Origin of the sequence: Flavobacterium sp. ASW18X (genome assembly GCF_005144745.1) — a bacterium.
GTDB lineage: Bacteria > Bacteroidota > Bacteroidia > Flavobacteriales > Flavobacteriaceae > Croceivirga.
Map to the genome: position 1 here is coordinate 1 of NZ_SWKK01000007.1, position 317 is coordinate 317.

Annotated in this window: 1 protein-coding gene; it reads right to left on the bottom strand. The window is 36.3% G+C overall.

The genetic code is table 11. The annotated features are described in order from the left end of the window. Positions 1-317 (bottom strand): hypothetical protein (locus FBT53_RS16060; protein ID WP_205729022.1); only part of this gene is annotated, 317 nt, incomplete at both ends.

The window sequence follows — 317 nt, forward strand, 5'->3', positions numbered from 1 at the left end:
CATTTAATACTGAAGTGGTTTCTCCTGACATCACAACTGTATTTGGCCCTTCTTCTTGAGTCCATAAATAATTAGTTAATTGATTCCCCTCTGAATCAGTAGCGGTACCATAAATTACGGTACTTGTTTCTGGTAATTCTATTGTTTGGTCCTCTCCCGCAGTTACTATTGGAGCTAAATTTGGTTGTGAAACTATAATACCACTAATACTAATTGCACTAATAAGAGGGTGCCTTACTCCCCCGTCTCTAGATAATGAGGTAAAGTATAAATCTAGAAATCCGTCAAGAATATTTACTGAAATGGTCTTTGTAAGT